Here is a 17,413-nt window from a genome sequence, read left to right as displayed (position 1 = left end):
AGATGAAAAAGCTATTTTTAGTATTTATTATAACTTCAAATTTTAGTTTTGCTCAGCAAATCGAACGTAAATTGGTTTGGGAAGAAAATTTTAACGGAAAACAATTGGATGCTTCCGTTTGGAACTTCGAACTGGGTAACGGGTGTCCTAATTGTGGTTGGGGAAACAATGAACGCCAATTGTATACAACTACAAATCACAAACTAAAAGGCGGTAAATTAATTATTACCGCTAAAAAAGAAGATTCAATATATACTTCAACGCGTATTACTACCGCCGGGAAAAAAGAATTTCAATATGGTAGAATTGAAGCTAGAGCTAAATTACCTACTGGTCAAGGAATCTGGCCAGCCTTTTGGATGTTGGGGTCTAACATAAAAACCGTAGGATGGCCCAAATCTGGCGAGATTGATATCATGGAATATGTGGGTAAAAATCCACATACTATTTATACTACTTTACATACACAAGACAGCCATGGGAATTCGGTGAATTCCAAGGTAACCAACTTTCCAGAAATAGAAGAGGGTTTTCATGTTTATGCAATTGATTGGACTAAAGATAAAATAGAGTTTTTCGTTGACAATGTTTCGGTATATACGTTCCAACCTGAAATTAAAAATGAGAACACGTGGCCTTTTAGTCAACCATTTTTTATTATTGTAAATATGGCTGTTGGCGGAAATTTTGGTGGTCCAGAAGTAGACGATTCTATTTTTCCTAAAGAATACATACTTGATTACATCAGAGTGTATCAATAATTTTTTCTTGTTTTGTAATAAAAAGAACTCAATTGATTGAAATGAGTTTCTTTTTTTGCCTTTTTTACAGTGAAATTTCAAATTTATTGCATTAGAAGTGTTAAAATTTAAAATTTTATTTGTTTATTAAGAAAATATTATGGTATATTTGGCTATAATTAATCCAAAAATTAACAGTCGCCTATAGAATAAAATTACTTTTAGAAAAAACATTACGATTTTTTAACCCAAAACTAAAAGGTAATTTTATGGCTACTATTCAAATCCCAGACGCATTATTGGTAAAGAATTATATAGCCGGCGACGAAAACGCTTTGGCCGTATTAATTCAAAGACATCAGTCTAAAATTTATGGATTTATTTATTCCAAAATGGCAGATCGTGATGTAGCAGACGACATTTTTCAAGATACCTTTATTAAAGTTATTAAAACTTTAAAATCGAATTCCTATAATGAAGAAGGTAAATTTTTACCTTGGGTGATGCGTATATCTCATAATTTAATTGTAGATCATTACAGAAAAAATAAAAAAATGCCCATGCTCCGGGAAACAGAAGAGTTTTCGATATTTTCTATTTTAACTGATTCATCATTGAATGCAGAAGGCAGAATAATTACAGATGTAATTGAAAAAGATTTGCGAAAAATTATTCAAGAACTTCCTAATGATCAAAAAGAGGTTTTGATGATGCGTATTTATCAAGACTATAGTTTCAATGAAATAGCTGAATTGACAGGTGTTAGTATCAATACAGCATTAGGTAGAATGCGTTATGCCATACTGAATTTGAGAAAAGTAATTGAAAAAAATCAAATTATTTTGACTAATTAAACAATAAAGAGAAAGTTATAACGTTATAGTGGTATAATTTAAATTACTCTATGGCAAAACTTTACTCTAAAAAAGCATTAGCAAACACCAAAATGTTACCAAAAAAAGAAACAATTAGTTTTATTCTTAATTATTCAAAAGCATTGAATGTGGTTAAGGTTGGTAATTTGAACTTCGAAATCATTGCTAATTAAGAAATATCCCGATGCATTATCGGGATATTTTTTTATCAAACTCTTTCAGTACCTCTTTTCTACCAATAGTTTTGGTGATAATGTCTTTTTCTAATTCCCAACCACGCGCTGGAGAATATTCTCTTCCATACCATATGATTTGTAAATGCAAGTCGTTCCATAATTCTTTTGGGAAAATTGCTTTAGCATCTTTTTCGGTCTGAACTACATTTTTACCACTTGATAAATTCCAACGATACATCAAACGATGAATGTGAGTATCAACCGGAAATGCTGGAACTCCAAAGGCTTGACTCATAACTACACTAGCCGTTTTATGTCCCACAGCCGGTAATGCTTCTAAAGCTTCAAAACTTTGTGGAACTTTTCCATTGTATTTATCAATTAAAATATGTGATAATCCATGAATTCCCATAGATTTCATGGGAGATAAACCGCAGGGACGGATGATTTCTTTGATTTCCTCTACACTCATTTTAATCATGTCGTATGGATTATCGGCTTTGGCAAATAATAGGGGTGTAATTTGGTTCACTCGAACATCGGTGCATTGTGCCGAAAGCAAAACAGCCACTAACAAAGTATAAGGATCTTTATGGTCCAGAGGAACTGGAATTGTTGGATAAAGTTCTTTTAACGTATTTATAACAAACGTTGCACGTTCTTTTTTGGTCATTTTTAACTAAATTTGAAATGTAAATATAACAAAATTATACGTTAATCCTTCTAAAGAAACATACATGACCACACTAAAAACAGGCGACAAAGCACCCGATTTTTCAGGTTTTGATCAAGATAATACATTCCACCAGTTGGGAGATTATAAAGGAAAAAAATTAGTAGTATTCTTTTATCCAAAAGCTAATACACCAGGTTGTACAGCCGAAGCATGTGATTTAAGAGATAATTACGAGCGTTTTCAAGCCAATAATTATGCGCTTTTAGGAGTAAGTGCCGACAGTGAAAAAGCACAATTAAAATTCAAAGAAAAGTTTAATTTTCCATTTCCATTATTAGCTGATGAAGATAAATCGGTCATTCAAGCCTTTGGAGTTTGGGGGCCCAAAAAGTTTATGGGTAAAGAATACGATGGTATTCATAGAACCACTTTTGTGATTGATGAAAATGGGATAATCGAAGAGGTCATCACCGATGTGAAAACTAAAAATCACGCTGCTCAAATATTAAAATAAAGAATTTACTACAAAGCCAGTTCTTTTTCAAAAAACTATAAAGGATAGTTCAAACAGCTATGTTTTGTCTTCTATTGTGAAAACGGTATAATGTTTCATTGACTTCTTTTAAACGAGGAGTCAGTGATGTTTTTCTACCTTTATCATCGTGTGTTAATTCTAAACGACAAACCGTACATTCAAATTCACTAAAATTTGGGGTTATATTTCTTTTCACCACTAATTTATGACCAAATAAAGAGCACCTTAATTTTCGTGTGCTCCATCTTTCTTTAGTGTTTAGTGTATTCATAATCAGTGTTTTATTGGTTGGTGGATTAAACTTATTGAAAAATAGATAAACCAACAAATAAAACAGATAAACTACACAATATTTGTTTGTATATAAGTTTATATTTACAAATATTAATTTTATGTAATTGATTTTTAATGGTTTGTTTAAAAAAAAATCCTCAACTGTATAACGGTTGAGGATGCTATTTGGAATAAATATCGTATTATACTTTTTCTAAAATTCGGTTAGGGTCGTAACCAAATAATTGGTGTTGTTTAATTAAGTCAGCGGTACCTGCCGGCAACATTTTCTCCCAACCAGGAATACCAGTGTTGATCATTCGTAGTATTTCTCTAGAGAAAATCTTAAGGTTTTCCTTATCATAAACCGGTACATCAACTACTTTTCCATTGTAGGCGAAGAATTTATACAATTCTTTCATTCGTGGATGCACTTTAAGGTTTTGTGAAGTAATAATCTCACCGTTTTCTTCCATCGGATATAAATATACTTTTAAGTCACGGTAGAATAATTTTCCAAAAGCTTCTAAGATTCCACCACTTAAATGGCGGTAGTATTTTTCGTCAAAAATATCAACCAAATTGTTAACTCCCATTACCAATCCCATACGAGCTTTAGTATAATTAGAGAAATATTCAACTACTTTATAATATTCTTGGAAATTGGATATCATAACGGTTTGGCCTAACGAACAAAGTAATTCCGCTCTATCCATAAAGTCACGCTCATCAATTTCTCCTTCTGAACGCAAGTTGGAAAGGGTAATTTCAAAAATTACAAACGTATTGTCTTTTTCAACTTTATTCTCTTCAATAAACATTTCGAGTGACTTTTCATACATGTCCATGTTTACTTTCGTAACCGGACGGAAACTACCTCGTAATGCTAAAATATTTTTTTTGTACAGTACGGCTGCAGGCAAAATGTTGTGGCCGTCTGGGCCAAACATTACGGCGTCAGTCATGCCATTTTTAACCAATTGCAAACTCATCAATCGGTTGTCAACATTAGCAAAACGTGGTCCTGAAAAGTTAATGGTGTCTATTTCTAATTGATCTTTGTCTAAGTGGTCGTATAGATAACGCAGTAATTTTTTGGGATCACTGTATTTATAATACGCACCATAAATCAAATTTACACCCAAAATACCTAGCGTTTCTTGTTGTAAACGTGCATCGGTTTCTTTAAAACGAATGTGAAGTGTAATTTCGTTATATTCTTCGTCGGGCTCTAACTGGTATTTAATTCCAACCCAACCATGACCTTTGAATTGTTTTGCAAAATCGATAGTTGCTACTGTATTGGCATAACTAAAAAACATTTTATTCGGATGTTTTTCTCGATCCAAACGTTTTTCAATCAAATCAACTTCGTGTGAAAGCATTTTTTTTAACCTACTTTCAGTCACATAGCGTCCATCACCTTCAATACCGTAAATAGCATCACTAAAGTCTTTATCATAAGCTGACATGGCTTTAGCTATGGTTCCAGAAGAAGCACCAGCTCTAAAAAAATGTCTTACAGTTTCTTGTCCAGCGCCAATTTCGGCAAAGGTTCCATAAATATTTTCATTAAGATTAATGCGCAATGCCTTATCTTTAATAGATGGAATATGCTCTATTACTTTGTCGCCTTTTAATTTGATGTCTAATCCGGAATTTCCCATAATCAATTATATACTATGCAAAGTTAACAAAATAGGTGCTTTATCAAAAGATAAATAATCCTATTTTTGTAGAAAATTTTCAGTGAGTTGCTTTTTTAACAACATTATCCTCAAAAATCATGCAAATTTGTATCTATAGTTTATGAAAGTTTATTTTTTAGGTACTGGAACTTCTCAAGGTATTCCTGTTATAGGAAGCAATCATTCTGTGTGTCATAGCAGCGACTCTAAAGATAAACGACTTCGGGTTTCTGTTTGGATATATAATGAGGAGCATTCCATCGTTGTTGATTGTGGTCCCGATTTTAGACAACAAATGTTGACTTCAAAATGTCATAAACTGGATGCTATTTTGTTCACCCACGAACATGCTGATCATACCGCAGGTTTGGATGATATTCGTCCGTTTAATTTCCGTCAAGGTGAGATTCCAATTTATGGACATCAACGAGTGCTTGAAAATTTAAAAAAACGTTTCGATTATATTTTTGAAACTGAAAATCGTTATCCTGGAGCACCTTCTGTGAAAGCACTAGAAGTAAGCAATAATCATCCTTTTTCTATTGGAGAAATGAATATTATTCCAATTAATGCATGGCATGCAAATTTACAGGTTTTTGGATATAGAATCAATGATTTTGCCTATTTAACGGATGTAAAGTCGATAGAAAATGAAGAAGTTGAAAAACTAAAAGGTATAAAAGTATTGGTTATTAATGCTTTGAGGGAAGAACCACATCATTCACATTTTAGTTTGCAAGATGCGTTAGATTTTGTAACTTTGGTTCAGCCAGAACGTACATATTTAACACACATCAGTCATTTGTTGGGTTTTCATGAAGAAGTTCAAAAAAAATTACCTGCAAATGTGTTTTTGGCCTATGATAACTTAGAAATTTCGATTTAGATGAAAAAACAATTGTACCTATATTTATTTATTTTGTCAGCCTTAGTCAGTGCTTTTACGTATATGTATTTTACGAAACAATTGGCTTTTGAAAAGAAGAACAATGCCGATGAAATGAAAGTGGTTAGAGACAGTATGAACATGATTTCTAATAAAATGTCTGATGCAGATTATTTTTCGTTAGAACAAAATCAACATGCTCAAGATTATTTTGAAAAGTATAGTATTCAACAATTAATTCCGAAAGTAAGAGAAGCTTTGTTGGCTTTTAACGACGATCCTAAAGGGAATATGTATACCGGTCAAGATAAAATAGGCGAACAGAAGTTCATTATCAATAAGGTAAAAATCCTCAATCACCGTTGGATAATAGCCGATTATAGTAATGGTCAGTTGTGGGGTGATGTGCTTATTAAATATTTTGTAGAAGAAAACGGAACCATTACTTTCCAAACAATGGATTCGTTTCTTTATCCAAAAGAACAATATTAATTCAATTTAAAATGAAAAAATCAATAGCAATTATATTTGTTATCGCAACTTTTTTTGTTTCGTGTAAGCTAAAAGACGATACTTCAGAAGAGGTTGCCAGTAAAAAAATACAGCCCAAAGATTCAACCATAGTAGGAGCCGATCAAGATGAAAATGGATGTTTAGCTTCTGCTGGTTATACGTGGTCTAAACTCAATAAAGAATGTGTGCGCGCCTTTACCGGTATTCAATTAAATCCAGTTGACAACGCAGCTACAGAAGATGCTACGTTATGCGCTTATGTGCTTTTTAATGAAAGTGCTGACAAAGCTGAAGTATTTCTACCCGATGAAAAATCATTCATATTAACTAGAATAGCTTCTGGAAAGCCTTGGGTTTTTGAAGATTATCAACTCATTCAAAAAAACGGATATGTTTTAACAAAAGCTGGAGCGACTATTTTTTCAGGCGATGGTGAAATTGGTAACAAAGTAACTGGAAGCGATAATCCAGAAGGTCAAGAATAATTTCAATTCTTATTATAATATAAAAAGTCCCGATGCATTCGGGACTTTTTTTTATTGCTGTAACCAATTCTTAAAATCGAAAAAGTTTTGTGGTGCTACGCCGTGTCCAACTGGATATTCTTTATAAATAATGTCAATTCCTAATTCTTTGAGTTTCGGAATCGAGTTTCGTGACCAATCCACAGGTACGACCTGATCAACAGTGCCATGAGAAGCAAAGATTTTTAAATTGCTGAAGTCATTTTTGGTAAAGTCTTCGGTTGCTATTTCGGCATTAAAATAACCGCTCATAGCCACAACTCGTTGTACTTTTTCGGGATAAGAAACTGCAACGGCATAACTCAAAATACAACCTTGACTGAATCCAATTAGCGTTACATTATCCGCATCAATAGGGTAATTTAGTACCAATTCGTCAATAAAATTTGCAATTAAATCTCTTGATTGTTGGGCTTGTCCAATATCGGAGAATTTGTTTTCATCAGCATCAAAATTAATGGCATACCAGGCATAACTGCCGTACATCATGTCATAAGGTGCACGAGCTGATACAACATAATATTCTTCAGGAAGTTCAGTCGCAAAGGAGAACAAATCTTCTTCATTACTGCCATAACCGTGTAGTAATAATAATAATGGATTTTTATCGTTCTTGATTTTTGGTTCGCGAACCAAATGATGTAAAGTCATTCTGTTTTATTTTATATATTACTGAACCATTTTTGATACCATTTTCCTAATAAGGGTAATGGAATAGTTTCACCTTTTGCAGCAGTAAAAATGCCGTAAATTGTCAAAACTGAGATAAAAATCCACATTGGTGCTGCTACCATAATGCTCTCAAAATAGCTTATGGATATTCCTAGTGTAACAAAAGTTAGCGTCAATCCCAATCCTTGTCTAATATGGAAAGAAGCATATTTGTTTTTGTTTTCTGAATTCATGGATAGTGCGATTAGAACACCTACAATTAAAATATAACTGATAATTGCAGCCGATTTTCCTTCGTCAATAGTTTGTTTGTCCATTAGGCTAAAATTAAGATTCCTTTATTGTAAATTCCTATGGCTTTTCCTTTCATTTTTGTTCCTAAAAAAGCCGAGTTTTTAGATTTAGACAGTATGTTTTCTTTGGAAAAAGTCCAATCATTTTCTGTTGTAAAAAGTGTAATATTGGCTGTGTTTCCTTCGGCTATTTCAGTCGATTTTAAGTGAAATAATGCTCTAGCGGCTGTTAACTTTTCCACAATTTTATCTAATGGCAAAACCGTCAATAAAGCACCGAAAGCACTTTCTAATCCGATGGTTCCGTTTTTAGCCAAATCAAATTCCATCTTTTTGTGCTCAATGTCTATTGGATTATGTTCGGAGGTAATAACGTCGATAGTGTTGTCTAAAACGCCTTTAATCAAAGCCATTCGGTCACTATTAGTGCGCAGCGGTGGAGTGACTTTGAATCGAGTATCAAATCCATCTAATTTTTCATCGGTTAAAACCAAATGGTGGATGGCAACACTGCAAGTCACCTGTAATCCTTTGTTTTTGGCATCACGAATCAATTCGACCGATTTTGCTGTCGAAATAGTCGGAATGTGTAATTTTCCACCAGTATATTCTAAAAGAAATAGATTTCGAGCTACAATCAGTTCTTCTGCCAAATTCGGAATCCCTTTTAAACCCAATCGTGTGGATACAATTCCTTCGTTAGCCACACCATTGCCTTTTATTTTTTCATCTTGACAGAATGCGATAACCAATCCATTAAAATCTTGTACATATTGCATTCCGATTTTCAATAAGTTGGCGTTTGACAAACTTTTTTCGTAATCCCCAAAAGCTATGGCTCCAGCATTTTTCATGTCAAATAATTCAGCAAGATCGGTTCCTTCGCTATTTTTGGTCAAAGCGCCAATTGGAAATAATTCGGTTGCTGCATTGGCCGCTTTTTGTTTTACAAATAGAATTTGTGATTGGTTATCAACAATAGGAAAGGAGTTGGGCTGTAATGCAATTCCAGTAAAACCACTTTTTGCAGCAACTTGCAATCCATTGGTGATGGTTTCTCTGTCTTCAAAACCAGGTTCTCCAAGCGATACACTGCTGTCAAACCAACCTTGTGAAAGGTGTAAATCGGGATGTTTTATTTCTTCATAATCGTTTTCTAGAGATAGGTTTTTACCAATCTTTTCAATGATTTCATTGTTGATTTTTACATCGACAACTTGGTTGTGAAAAGGACTTTTTGGGTCAATAATCTTGGCTTCTCGGATTATGATTTTCATTTTACAAATTTTTGAATTAAAACTTCTAAAGTAATAAAGACTAGAGCCAAAATAACAAACCATTTCCAAAGCTGATTGTCGGCTCGATTGGCTTGCAGTGTGTCAAAGATAGAATCGACGCTGCTTATTTCTTTATATTCTTTAGTGGCATCTGTATTTGCATTTGCCAAATTACTTTCGGTTCTGGTATAGTTAAAACTAATGTTTTCTATCGGTTGATTGTTGTTATAAACACTAAAATTACCCGATTCTTTCGGATTGTCGTTAAAAGTTAGTTTTACTTTATTATTTAATATTTGTTGTATTGGAATGAAACTTTCTTTGTCATTTTTTACGTTTACAATTTCATCTTTTCCTAATAAAGTCTCTACAATAAAAGGTTTGTTTTCGCCAATAGTCAATGCCGTTATCCCAGCTTTTTGAGCATTTTGTCCCATATTGTAAAAAGTAGGAACAATGATTGGTGAGTTTTGAAAATTACTATTGACTTTATTAATAGGTGCGGCAAAAACATATACCGAAGAAATGCCGTTTTGAATAGCACTCAAGAACGAAGTTTGATCGCTATAGCCTAAAACCATTGGTGCCGAATTGCTAATTTCAAAGGAAGTTTTGGTTTTTGGATATTGAAAGTTGTCCACCTTTTTCTCAAAAACGCCACTAAATAAGGGATGATTAAAATTGATTTTATTCACCATTTTTTCAGTAGTTCCCAATGATTTGAATTGAATGCCTCCAAAATTAGACAAGAAGGTATTCATATTGGTTACTGAACTTTCGGCACTCGGAATCACCACTACATTACCACCTTTTTCAGCAAATGATTTTAACGTTGTTTGTAGCGCTTGCGGAATATCTTTCAATTCGTTTAAGACAATTGCATCTTGCTTTTCCAATAAATTATAATCTAGAGATTGTAAAGCATAATTGGTATAATTGAATTCATCTGCGGTATAAATTTTAGCTAAAAATCCGCTTTTTTCAGCATCACCAATACTAATTACATTGCTTTTTTGTGGTTTGGATAAACTAAAATAATAGGTATTGTCGTATTCTAAACTGTTGTCAGCAATCGATACATAGCCATGAAAATCTTCTTTCGGAATGGTGAAATTGATGGTTTTATTTTTGGTTTCAAAATTGACCAGCGTTTTAGCAATCAACTTGTTTTTGTTATACAATGCAATTGGAATGTCTTTATAATCTTCGCCAAACGCGTCTAGTTTTACCCCAATTTCATAAAAATTATCTAAGGTTTGGTTGATAAAAACACTATCGATGGCAATGTTATCGGTTTTTTGAGCTTCGGGTAAAATGAAATATACATTTTCATCTTCTTTACTACTTTTCACTTGGTTGGGTTGCAAACCAACAGCATCGGTGATGACCACAATATCTTTGTTGAAAGCCGATTTATGAGCTTTAATTTTTGCCAAAAGATTATCCAATTGAAAAGGTGCTGCACTGTATTTTAAGTTCTGTAATTCCTTTTGAATCGATTTAATATCGGTGTTCCAATAGTTTTCAGAACAAGTAATTAAAGAAAAATTAGCATTTTCTGGCGTATGTTCTAATAAATCTTGTACGGCTCTTTTGAGTAGTTCGCCTTTTTGTCCTTTGGCTTGCATACTGAACGAATTATCTAAAACGATATACAATTCGTTGGTGGCATTTTTGCTGTCTTTGGCTTTAAAAAAAGGTTGAGCAAAGGCAATGATAAGGAATGTCAACAATAACATTCGAGTAGCAAGAAGTAAGTATTTTTTGAGTTTGGAACTTTTACGTGTTTGAAGTGCCAATTCTTTCAAAAACTTGACATTGGTAAAAAATTCGGTTTTAAATTTGCGCAATTGAAACAGATGCACCAGAATTGGAATAACCAATAAAAATAGGAAATAAAGAAGCTCTGGATGTTTAAATTGCATTTCTATTTATGAATTTGTCAAAAGTAGCAAAAAGTTTAAAGATTTAAAAATTTCATAAATCTATTTCAGAAAGAAAACTATTTTTTCTTCTTGGCGTCACGTTTGCGCTCAACACCACGATTTCTCGATGCTGTTTTTCTAGGCTTGGTTTTAGCAGGTCCACCCAAATTGATTTTTTGGTTCTTTTTAGACTTTTCGTGAAAGGCTTCTCCACCTTCTTTTTTTACGCGTTTTAAAAGTTGTTTGACTTTCTTTTTGTCTTTTTCAAATTCTAATAAACGAGTGGCAACTTCAACGCCTTCAGGGAAATCTATAAACTGAAGTTCTTTTTCCATCAAAATTTCGGCCTGAATTTGAATTTCTTCTTCACTCGGACTGATAAAACTTATAGCCGTTCCCGATTTATCGGCACGACCGGTTCTACCAATTCTATGAATGTATTGTTCGGGAATTTCGGTAAACTCAAAGTTGATCACATGCGTTACATCCGAAATGTCCAATCCTCGTGCCATAACATCAGTAGTAATAATACCACGCAATTCGCCTGCTTGAAATGATGCCATGGTATTCAAACGATAATTCTGCGATTTATTAGAGTGAATTACACCAAATTGTTCCGGGTAATTTTCTTCAATACTGTTGGCAATTAAATCAACTGTTTTTTTGTTGTTAGCAAAGATTAAAACACGCGAAGTGCTTTCGTCTGTGGCCAAAAGATGGTTTAACAGATTTATTTTGGTCAAAAAATTAGGAGCATAATATCCCAATTGTTCAATTTTTTCTATAGGTGTTCCCGATGCCGCTAACGAAACTTCTTCGGGTAATTCAAAATATTCATCCAACATGGCATCCACTTCATCGGTCATGGTAGCCGAAAATAAAATGTTTTGACGTTTGGCACTCATCATGGTCAACAAGGAAGTCACTTGAGTTCTAAATCCTAAATTCAAGATTTCATCAAACTCGTCAATCACTAATTTTTGTAATGAATCAAAACGAATGACATTATCTAACGCTAAGTCCATGGTGCGTCCTGGGGTTCCTACTAAAATATCGATACCTTCGTAAACTGCTTTCTTTTGTGTGTTGATGTTTACACCACCATAAATACCCAGTGTTCGCACCGACATATACTTGGTTAAACTTTCAATCACTTCTACTATTTGAACCACTAACTCACGTGTGGGTACTAGAATAACCACACGAGCCGAATCGGTATTGACAAATTTCCATTGTTTTAAAAGTGGTAATAAATACGCTAAAGTTTTACCCGTACCGGTTTGCGCAATTCCCATAACATCACGCCCTGACATGATTACGGAAAACGATTTTTCTTGAATGGGAGTAGGTGTGGTCAACCCCATATCATCAATTGCTTTTTGTAAAGATTTAGGAAGATTAAATTGCTCAAACGTATTCATGGCGTAGTATTTTTGGCAAAGGTAGGGAATTCTTTTTTGGGATGGAAAACTTGGGTTTTAATCGATTCTATTTAATCGGTTTCCCATTTTCATCAATCACGATTTCTTTTCCAGCAAGAACGACTTTTGCAGTGAGTTTATGGTTGGCATCATAATTGAAATTGGTTGGTTTTTCATAATAGAAATGCGTGATTTCTTTCCCACTCGAATTGATGTAGCCGTATCCAAAATCAATTTTAGCAATGCAAAATCCGTTTTGATAGCGGTAAATTTCATCATACTTTATGGGAGTAATTTCTTTTCCTTCTTTGTTTAAAATGCCATATTTAGCTCCAATTCTCACACGATAGAATCCGTAATCAATGGTTTCAATTTCATCATAAATAAAGGGCGTCATGAGGTTACCCTTTTCATCGAGTAAGCCAACTTTTCTATCGCGATTGCTTTTGTCATTTGGATTGATACTTGTTGCTACAATGGTGTTATCAATAGTAAAGTATAAATCATCATAGGTACACGGAATTACAACAATCCCTTTATTGGTAAGAACTCCATATTTTTTGTCTTTTAGTAGCGTACCCAATTCGTTTTTAGAGGTTTCCCAAATAGCGTCATACTCACACTGAAGTACCACTTTACTATTCAAATCAATCAAGCCATATTTAGTGCCTTTTTTTACAGTAAAGAGTAGGTTTTTCCAATCATAAATTAAATCGTAATCCTTTCCAATTTCTTCAAAATCTAAATTCAAAATATAGGGTTTGTTACCATCTCTAAAGCTAGTTGTTCGATAATACTTGTTGTAGGGGTTTTGAGGCATCGAACCATAGTTAAACTTCGAAATTTCAGTTCCGTTTTTGTCTAATGCACCACAGCCATCGGTTTTACAAGCCCAATACTTTCCCGAAGGGTAATAATTTTCAATAATATCATCAAAATTTCTGTAAATAGGTTGCGTTTTTAGTTTAAAATGCGCATCAATAATTCCGTAAAAAGTGTTGTATTGATCTTGATTGTCAATGGCCGCTTTAGTGTAAAGATAAAAGTCATTTTTGTAAAGTAAATCAGCGTAAATGGGCGCTAAAAGTGTTTCTTCTTTATAATTCAGTAATCCAAATTGGTTTACTTTCTTTACTCGCAAAACATTTTCTTTCAACGGAAGTAGGGTTTCATATTTGGGTTCAATAGTAATGGTATCGTTTTTAAAACCCCATTTTCCGTTGCGTTGCATAGTGTAACTGCTAATTGCTTCGTTTTCACCATCCCTAAATTCATAACTTGTGGAAAAGGAATTCATCTTGTAATTGTAGTTATACGATTGTATGCCATCATAAATAACGTCCAAAACCGGATTTCCTAAAGTGTCAATGACACCCGCTTTGTTGTTTTCGGTAACATAATAACGGTAGGTTCCGTAAGATGGATAATTGGATTTGGCTTCTTGATTAGAAGTTATTTTCCCCAAATGCGTTAGCGTCAACATGGGTTTATCACAAGCCATAAAATCGGAGGCTTTGAAAGGTGCGCTTCTAAGATTGTATTGATGCAAAAGTTCGCCTTTTTCATTTCTTAAAATGATAGTATTGTGACCGTAATTTCGTGGTCTTATACTATTGATGGGTTTTGAGAAATCTTCAAAATCAACCCTGGCTTTTTCATAATTATTATAATCGATTTCAATCATTTGAATACCATTATAAAACTTGTAATAAATGGTATTAGGACCTTTCTTTTCGATTTGAGGTAAAATAACTTGACTCATTGATTTCATGCAAATCAACAAAGAAAAGAAGAAAAATAAAAGTACTTTTTTATTCATAAGGCTGCCAAAGGAATCGTGAAACTATAACTATTTTTCTGTAAATCAGTCGACTTTAACAGGAAATTAATTTACTGATACGGCACTACATAAGGTTGTCCAATTTGAAAATCTTGAAAGTTGATATAGGAATTTTGAAAGGCATTAGTTTTTATGATGTTACTGCCATCAATGGGTAATGACGGATAGTAGGAAAACGAAAACTGAAAGCTGTTAAAGACCAAATAATTGTTGTTGATTAAAACGCCAAGACCAATTTGAGAATACATTTTGTTGTTAAAAAAGGTTTTGTTTCCATCGTCTAAAAAGCCTACTGTAAAATTAAAAAACGGACTAAAGTTAAAGCCATACCAACTTTTTTGATTGTAGGATTGGGTTTGAAATGTGGTCAAGAATTTTTTGGTACCTACCAATGGCGAACTGTTAAATCCGGGAATACCGTTAACATCAATTAGGTTCAAACGGTCTTTGGGAGAATCCAAACGGTTGCTGCCTAAAACCAAAACAGGCTTGATAAATTGACGGAATTTCCAACTTCCAACAGGGAATAAATGGGTAAAATAATTAGCTTCTATTTTAATGGTTTTTTGTTCTGTTTTTCCATTGTTAAAAAAACTTCCACATTCAATATTGCCTTGTAAATAGCCAAAGTCGAAGTAATCGCCATACGAAAATCGTCCACCAAAATACGTTCTTGAAACATTGTTTTTGTTCTCGGCACCACCAGTTAAGGAGAATACTTTTCCGTAAGGCACGTCTTCAACCACTCCGAATCGGAACAAGTATTTGTCTTGATAAAACCGTTGACTTGATATACCGATAGTGGCCAAAACCGATTTAGAGGAATTTAAAAATCGGATCGGATCAAAAGCAATATCGGGTTTAATTAAATAGGTAGTATTGGTGAAACCAGCCGAAAAAATCAGGTGAGTTCCACGGGCAAAATCAGATTGATTGCCAAATACATTAAAAGAATGACCGCCCCAAAACTCATAGGTTTTTATTTTAAAATCTTGTAAAGCGCTTACACCGTTTACATCCAATAATGGTTGTGCAAAAGCTTTGTAGTCATAATACATGCCGCCAGCCCAACGTACAAAAGTAGAGTAGAAGGTTCGGTCGATTCGAGCGGTTTTATAGGTGTTGTTGTTGAGGTCATTTTTGGACGAAACCGAACTTTTAATAAACGTATTTTTAAAATTTGGAATGGTGTATTTCGTATCGTAGGCAAAAGTATTGTAGGTGCTATTGTTGAAGCTTTTGATGTAGTTCAATTCGAAATCATGTCCTAAACCAAAAATGTTGTGCTCCGTCATGTCGAGGTTGGCTTTTGAACTCGAAAAAGCACCAGTTGGAATCAAACTCCACGTATCTAAAACGCGAATTGAAATGTCTACCGAATCTTTACAGTTTTCAATTGGAACCGGCTTAATAATAACACTTCTTACATAACGTTGACTTCGAATTAAACGTTCCGATTCTTTTACCACTAACGAATCCAATTCTTGATTTTTTTTGAAAAGTAATAAGTTTCGAATCGTCCAATTTTTAGATTTTATATGCATAAAATTACCTATTCGCTCTACTTGATTTCTGGGCTTTGAAGCAGTATCTTCTGCGGAATATCCAAAAGGATCTAAGGTTTCAATGTTTATCTTTCGGATGATTTTGCAATTGTACTTGTCAAATGATTTTTGTATAGGAGTGATGCCTTTTTTCTTGGCTTTTTTTGAGCTTACAACGGTTTGCTTTTTACGAAACATAACCTTATGTATGAACTTGAAAAACTTTTTGTCTTGTGCAAATTCATCAATTTTTTTGTAAACAGTATCCGATTTTGTAGGCGCAGGTTTTTGGGCCATCAGAAATTGACAGCTAAGTAACAACAAGATAAAGCAAATACGAAAGCGCAATTTTTTGTAAATTTTGTAAACACCATAAAGATAGTCTTTACAAAATTAAAACCTAAATCTTTAACAAAACAAAAAAAATCCCCAACAGTCTACTGATGGGGATTGATATAATTAGTTGAAAGTATTTTAGCTTTTTTGTTCTTTGTTGAAATACACTAGATAATAGTACATTTGTTTTTCTTCGTCCCAGCCTTTTTCTACAAATTTTTCGGCACTTTCTGGATTGATGAAATCCAATTTGATTTGAATATTGGTATCTAAATTAATTACATTTTTAATCGATTTTCGAGCATCAGAAACCGCTGCATTCGCGATAGGGAAGGACGTTACGTCTTCAATACTGTATTTTTCACCACGATCGGCTTTGTAGCTTTTGAACTCCGGAATCAAATCAGGATTGTCCATTACTTCATTTAAGAAAGCCGTTTCTTCGAAGTTGTCGTTTTTCGCAAAGTGATTTACGGCACGATTCATAAACATCACTTCTTGTTTTTTATCTTCGGCTGGGAAAACTACTTCTTTAGCAAACTCTTGACAGAATTTCAAATATTTTTTAGTCATAAAATTCTCGTCTTGAAACGCATCCACCGATAGGAAATGCTCTAACCAATAACGGGCATCGTAGCGGTTGCTGTCAATAGTAAGGATTTTGTAACCTTCTTCTTTTTTGTGATTAAAAATCAAACACCCTTTATCCAATTTGTTTAAGTTAATTCCTTCTTGAAGAATCATTTCTAAATTGCTGCCTTTTTCTTCAAATTGAAGGAAATCGGTGCGCAACTCACTTTTAAAAACACCAATCGCATCAACCACATTATTGTCGATTGATACGTTGGTCAAATACGTTACATACACCTCACCATTTTTAATGTGCGGATGGTTGGATTGCTCAAAAAGGTGTTTGGTGATTTTTTTAGAAACCTCATGTACGGTACTTGGGTCGGTAAAAATTTCGGTTGCCAAATTGAACATATCGTTGTACTCCAAATCGACTTCGTGGGCAAATTGGAAATAGTTTTCTTCTTTCTCACGAAACGATTTAAAGAAATATTCCTTCAATAAAGGAACAATTTCGTCGTTTAGTCCGTATTGATTTTCCGATAGAAAAATGGCCTCGTTGCGGCTTTTATTTCCAACTCTATGGATGGATAACGATTCTATGTGGGTGTTGAATAAATTAATCATATTTTTTAGGTTCTAAGGAGCT

The 17,413-nt window shown here is 33.7% G+C and carries 18 protein-coding genes; 7 read left to right on the top strand and 11 right to left on the bottom strand.

What is annotated here, in order from left to right:
- Positions 1–2: 2 nt before the first annotated feature.
- From ACODSI_RS02175 to ACODSI_RS02165, 3 genes are all read left to right on the top strand, one after another.
- Entirely contained in the window at positions 3–761 is a 759-nt protein-coding gene (locus ACODSI_RS02175) for a glycoside hydrolase family 16 protein (protein ID WP_488915207.1), read from the top strand.
- 248 nt (positions 762–1,009) lie between these two features.
- Positions 1,010–1,594: an RNA polymerase sigma factor gene (locus tag ACODSI_RS02170; RefSeq protein WP_488915206.1), complete on the top strand. Its 585-nt coding sequence runs from the start codon at positions 1,010–1,012 to the stop codon at positions 1,592–1,594.
- A gap of 50 nt (positions 1,595–1,644) precedes the next feature.
- Complete coding sequence (locus tag ACODSI_RS02165; RefSeq protein WP_488915205.1) at positions 1,645–1,788, top strand: hypothetical protein; 144 nt, start codon at positions 1,645–1,647, stop codon at positions 1,786–1,788.
- Between the two features lie 16 nt (positions 1,789–1,804).
- Here ACODSI_RS02165 and ACODSI_RS02160 read toward each other — a convergent pair whose 3' ends face one another.
- Complete coding sequence (locus ACODSI_RS02160) at positions 1,805–2,464, bottom strand: endonuclease III domain-containing protein (protein WP_488915204.1); 660 nt, start codon at positions 2,462–2,464, stop codon at positions 1,805–1,807.
- A 64-nt stretch (positions 2,465–2,528) separates the two neighbouring features.
- Between ACODSI_RS02160 and bcp the strand changes: the two genes are divergently transcribed.
- On the top strand, positions 2,529–2,981 hold the full coding sequence (bcp, locus tag ACODSI_RS02155) for a thioredoxin-dependent thiol peroxidase (RefSeq protein ID WP_488915203.1): 453 nt from the start codon (positions 2,529–2,531) through the stop codon (positions 2,979–2,981).
- Positions 2,982–3,030: 49 nt separating this feature from the next.
- Here the strand turns inward: bcp and ACODSI_RS02150 are convergent, their stop codons facing one another.
- Both ACODSI_RS02150 and ACODSI_RS02145 read right to left on the bottom strand, forming a co-directional pair.
- Positions 3,031–3,273, bottom strand: coding sequence for a DUF1660 family phage protein (locus ACODSI_RS02150; RefSeq protein ID WP_488915202.1), 243 nt, complete (start codon positions 3,271–3,273; stop codon positions 3,031–3,033).
- Between the two features lie 205 nt (positions 3,274–3,478).
- On the bottom strand, positions 3,479–4,942 hold the full coding sequence (locus ACODSI_RS02145) for a TonB-dependent receptor (RefSeq protein ID WP_488915201.1): 1,464 nt from the start codon (positions 4,940–4,942) through the stop codon (positions 3,479–3,481).
- Positions 4,943–5,084: 142 nt separating this feature from the next.
- Here ACODSI_RS02145 and ACODSI_RS02140 point away from each other — a divergent pair, with 142 nt between their 5' ends.
- The 3 genes from ACODSI_RS02140 to ACODSI_RS02130 are packed head-to-tail and all read left to right on the top strand — an operon-like array spanning position 5,085 to position 6,847.
- A complete protein-coding gene (locus ACODSI_RS02140) occupies positions 5,085–5,849 on the top strand; it encodes an MBL fold metallo-hydrolase (RefSeq protein WP_488915200.1) in 765 nt (254 codons plus the stop codon).
- Positions 5,850–6,341, top strand: coding sequence for a hypothetical protein (locus ACODSI_RS02135; protein ID WP_488915199.1), 492 nt, complete (start codon positions 5,850–5,852; stop codon positions 6,339–6,341).
- 11 nt (positions 6,342–6,352) lie between these two features.
- On the top strand, positions 6,353–6,847 hold the full coding sequence (locus tag ACODSI_RS02130; protein WP_488915198.1) for a hypothetical protein: 495 nt from the start codon (positions 6,353–6,355) through the stop codon (positions 6,845–6,847).
- 51 nt (positions 6,848–6,898) lie between these two features.
- Here the strand turns inward: ACODSI_RS02130 and ACODSI_RS02125 are convergent, their stop codons facing one another.
- The 8 genes from ACODSI_RS02125 to ACODSI_RS02090 form a co-directional block, all read right to left on the bottom strand.
- Positions 6,899–7,537, bottom strand: a complete 639-nt coding sequence (locus ACODSI_RS02125) for an alpha/beta hydrolase (protein WP_488915197.1) — start codon at positions 7,535–7,537, stop codon at positions 6,899–6,901.
- Between the two features lie 11 nt (positions 7,538–7,548).
- Positions 7,549–7,875, bottom strand: coding sequence for a magnetosome magnetite crystal formation protein family (locus ACODSI_RS02120; protein ID WP_488915196.1), 327 nt, complete (start codon positions 7,873–7,875; stop codon positions 7,549–7,551).
- The gene (locus ACODSI_RS02115) at positions 7,875–9,128 is read right to left on the bottom strand and encodes a dihydroorotase (RefSeq protein ID WP_488915195.1); all 1,254 of its coding nucleotides are present in this window, start codon (positions 9,126–9,128) and stop codon (positions 7,875–7,877) included. The genes ACODSI_RS02120 and ACODSI_RS02115 overlap by 1 nt, the downstream gene beginning before the upstream one ends.
- Positions 9,125–11,053, bottom strand: a complete 1,929-nt coding sequence (locus ACODSI_RS02110) for a vWA domain-containing protein (protein WP_488915194.1) — start codon at positions 11,051–11,053, stop codon at positions 9,125–9,127. Before ACODSI_RS02110 ends, ACODSI_RS02115 begins: the two co-directional genes overlap by 4 nt.
- A 77-nt stretch (positions 11,054–11,130) precedes the next feature.
- A complete protein-coding gene (locus tag ACODSI_RS02105) occupies positions 11,131–12,474 on the bottom strand; it encodes a DEAD/DEAH box helicase (RefSeq protein ID WP_488915193.1) in 1,344 nt (447 codons plus the stop codon).
- 67 nt (positions 12,475–12,541) lie between these two features.
- Complete coding sequence (locus ACODSI_RS02100) at positions 12,542–14,236, bottom strand: WG repeat-containing protein (RefSeq protein WP_488915192.1); 1,695 nt, start codon at positions 14,234–14,236, stop codon at positions 12,542–12,544.
- Positions 14,237–14,364: 128 nt separating this feature from the next.
- Positions 14,365–16,155: a hypothetical protein gene (locus ACODSI_RS02095; protein WP_488915191.1), complete on the bottom strand. Its 1,791-nt coding sequence runs from the start codon at positions 16,153–16,155 to the stop codon at positions 14,365–14,367.
- Positions 16,156–16,332: 177 nt separating this feature from the next.
- Entirely contained in the window at positions 16,333–17,391 is a 1,059-nt protein-coding gene (locus tag ACODSI_RS02090; RefSeq protein ID WP_488915190.1) for a nucleoid-associated protein, read from the bottom strand.
- Positions 17,392–17,413 lie beyond the last annotated feature (22 nt).

This window comes from Flavobacterium sp. FG139, assembly GCF_057809695.1.
This window is presented reverse-complemented; position numbering and strand designations above follow the sequence as displayed.